The following is a 2,563-nucleotide window of genomic DNA, read 5'->3' as shown; positions in this document are numbered from 1 at the left end:
GGCTTCATGAGCGGGCCGTGAGGCGAGGCGACCGTCCCTGCACCTCCGTGGGCCCGCTCTCTAAACTCGGTGCCTCCATGACCCTGCCCGCCCCCCTGCACCCCGTTCACGAAGACGACCACCTTCTGGTGTTCGACAAGCCCGCCGGCCTGCTCTGCGTGCCCGGCCGCGGCGAGGACAAGCAGGACTGCCTGAGCGCGCGCGCCATTCGCCAATGGCCCGACGCGCTGATCGTGCACCGGCTCGACATGGGCACCAGCGGCCTGGTGGTGATGGCCCGCGGCATCGAGATGCAGCGCGCACTGAGCGCCGCCTTTGCCGAGCGCCGCGTGCACAAGCGCTACGAAGCCGTGGTCGACGGCGCGATGCCGCTGCGCGAGGAATGGTCGGTGATCGACGCCCCATTGATGGCCGACTGGCCGCGCCGGCCGCTGCAGAAGGTCGACCCGGCGGGCAAGCCGAGCGTCACGCGCTGGAAGGCGATTTCAGCCTGGCCCGGCGAACCGGCTGCTGCTGCCGCCACGCATGTGCTGCTGGAGCCGCTGACCGGCCGATCGCACCAGCTGCGCGTGCACCTGCTGTCGATCGGCCATCCGATATTGGGAGATGCGCTCTATGGCGATGCAGCCTTGCAGGCACGTGCGCCGCGCCTGCTGCTGCATGCGAGCGAACTGGGCTTCGTGCATCCGGTGACGCAGCAGGAGCTCCGCTTCAGTCGGCCGCCGGATTTCGTTGCCTCGCGTGGCTGAAGAAGAACTCAGCCGCCCTTGACGACCAGCACCGGCATGTTCGCGTCCTGCAGCACGCGCTGGGTGACGCTGCCGAGCAGCAGTTTCTCGATGCCGCTGCGGCCGTGCGACCCCATCACGATGAGGTCGGCCGCGATGGCTATGGCCGTGTCGACGATGCCTTCGTGCACCACGTGGCCGTCGATCACGCGCTGGTCGCTGTGCAGGCCTTCGGCCGCCAGCGCCGCCACGCCGCGCGCGAGTGCCGCGTTGGCGCTTGCCGTTGCGGCGGCGAGGTATTCGTTCTGGCCGAGCGCATAGTCCGCGCCCACGCCGATGAAGGGATAGTTGTCGATCACGTGTATCAACGTGATGCGGCTTCCGAAGGCCAGCGCGAGGCCGCTGGCCTTGCTGACGGCGAGCATGGAAGTTTCGGAGCCGTCGATCGGAACCAGGATGTGATTGAACATGGCGGGACCTCGCTTTCGTTCGCAGACAGACCCGGCTCACAAAGAGCCGGGGCTCGAATTTAACCGCTGTTCGGGTGGCCGGACTGTAGGACTCGTACCAGCGGCGGCGCAACGCGCTCTCGCACGCCGCGCCGCGCGGGCTCAGTCGCCCTGAAAACCCTTGGCCCGGCAGGTGATCACGAGCGTGTCGCGCCAGCCTTCGCCGCCCTCTTCGAGCGGCTGGATGGGCGTGGACTCGTGGATCACGCGCGCGTCGTCGAGCAGCAGCAGGGTCCACGGCTCGGTCATGGTGAAGCGTTCGCCGCGCCGGCCGTTGGCCTCGAACACCCGCGTCTCGCCGCCCTTGATGCCCTGGCGGCCGATGAGTGCGACAGCCACCAGGTCGACGCCGTCGCGGTGCGCGCCCTCGGGCGTCGGGCGGCCGATGCCGCCGGCGGTGTCGATGCGGAACTGGTGCGCTTCCACGAACCAGCGCTGCGGCGCGCCGCGCATGTCGCTGCTGGTCTTGCCCAGTTGCTGCAGCAGGCGCTGCCACACAGGCTGCGCCACGGTGGCGTCGAGCATCGGAGCGAACCAGCGCTGCATGCCGCCGTGCAGCGCGTTGTATTCGACCGGCTGCCAGTGCGCGCGATGCGGCACCCGCGCCAGCGTGGCGTGGTCGTCGGCCTCGACGGTGAAGCAGGCATGGCGCCGCGTGCGGTAGCGGCCACCGTCCTTCAGGTATTCGTCCGGCGGGAGTTCGTTCCAGTCGGCGTGCAGCGCCTCGAGCTGCGACAGAGGTGCGCCGAGCCATTCGCTGACGCCCTGGGGGCTCAGCACCGCATAGCCCTGGCCGCGCAGTGCGTCCGGCAGGTCGGCGGGGGCGATGAACGGAGGTGTGAAGGCAGCCGCGGTCACTGCGCGCTGACCTTCACGTCCTTCCAGAACGCGACGCGGTCGCGAACCTCTTCTGCTTCGGGCTTGGGGTCGGCGTAGTACCAGGCGGCGTCGGTGTTGAGCTCGCCGTTGACCAGCAGCGAGTAGTAGCTTGCGGTGCCCTTCCAGGGGCAGGTGGTCTTGTGGTTGCTGAAGGTGACGACGTCGCGGTTGAGCGAACTCATCGGGAAATAGTGGTTGCCTTCGACGAGCACGGTGTCGTCGCTTTCGGCGATGGTGACGCCGTTCCAGGTTGCTTTCATGTCTTGGTCTCCAAGGGGAGGGGTTGCGGGCGCTGGCCGTTGCGCTGCCGCACGGGGCGAGGGGTATTGTGCCGCTGCTGCGGCTTGAGCTTTCTTCGCTGGCTTTATCTACCCTGTTTGGGGCTTTGTTTCCCGGGGCCGGGTCTCGGCCCGGCGGCCGACCTACTTTTCTTTGCTTCGCCAAAGA

4 protein-coding genes are annotated in these 2,563 nt (G+C 68.2%); 1 reads left to right on the top strand and 3 read right to left on the bottom strand.

Annotated features, from left to right (window positions below; translation table 11 throughout):
• Window positions 1–77 precede the first annotated feature (77 nt).
• Window positions 78–749 carry an RluA family pseudouridine synthase gene (locus AC1RVW_RS30725; protein WP_493204505.1) on the top strand — a complete coding sequence of 224 codons (672 nt, stop codon included), beginning with the start codon at window positions 78–80 and terminating at the stop codon, window positions 747–749.
• An 8-nt stretch (window positions 750–757) separates the two neighbouring features.
• Here AC1RVW_RS30725 and AC1RVW_RS30720 read toward each other — a convergent pair whose 3' ends face one another.
• The 3 genes from AC1RVW_RS30720 to AC1RVW_RS30710 form a co-directional block, all read right to left on the bottom strand.
• Window positions 758–1,198 carry a universal stress protein gene (locus AC1RVW_RS30720; protein WP_007833935.1) on the bottom strand — a complete coding sequence of 147 codons (441 nt, stop codon included), beginning with the start codon at window positions 1,196–1,198 and terminating at the stop codon, window positions 758–760.
• Between the two features lie 141 nt (window positions 1,199–1,339).
• Complete coding sequence (locus tag AC1RVW_RS30715) at window positions 1,340–2,095, bottom strand: 2OG-Fe dioxygenase family protein (protein ID WP_106935093.1); 756 nt, start codon at window positions 2,093–2,095, stop codon at window positions 1,340–1,342.
• Entirely contained in the window at window positions 2,092–2,376 is a 285-nt protein-coding gene (locus tag AC1RVW_RS30710; RefSeq protein ID WP_081271497.1) for a DUF427 domain-containing protein, read from the bottom strand. The genes AC1RVW_RS30715 and AC1RVW_RS30710 overlap by 4 nt, the downstream gene beginning before the upstream one ends.
• Between the last annotated feature and the right edge of the window lie 187 nt (window positions 2,377–2,563).

The sequence above is a fragment of the Variovorax sp. MPBD4-3 genome (assembly GCF_058809745.1).
This window is presented reverse-complemented; position numbering and strand designations above follow the sequence as displayed.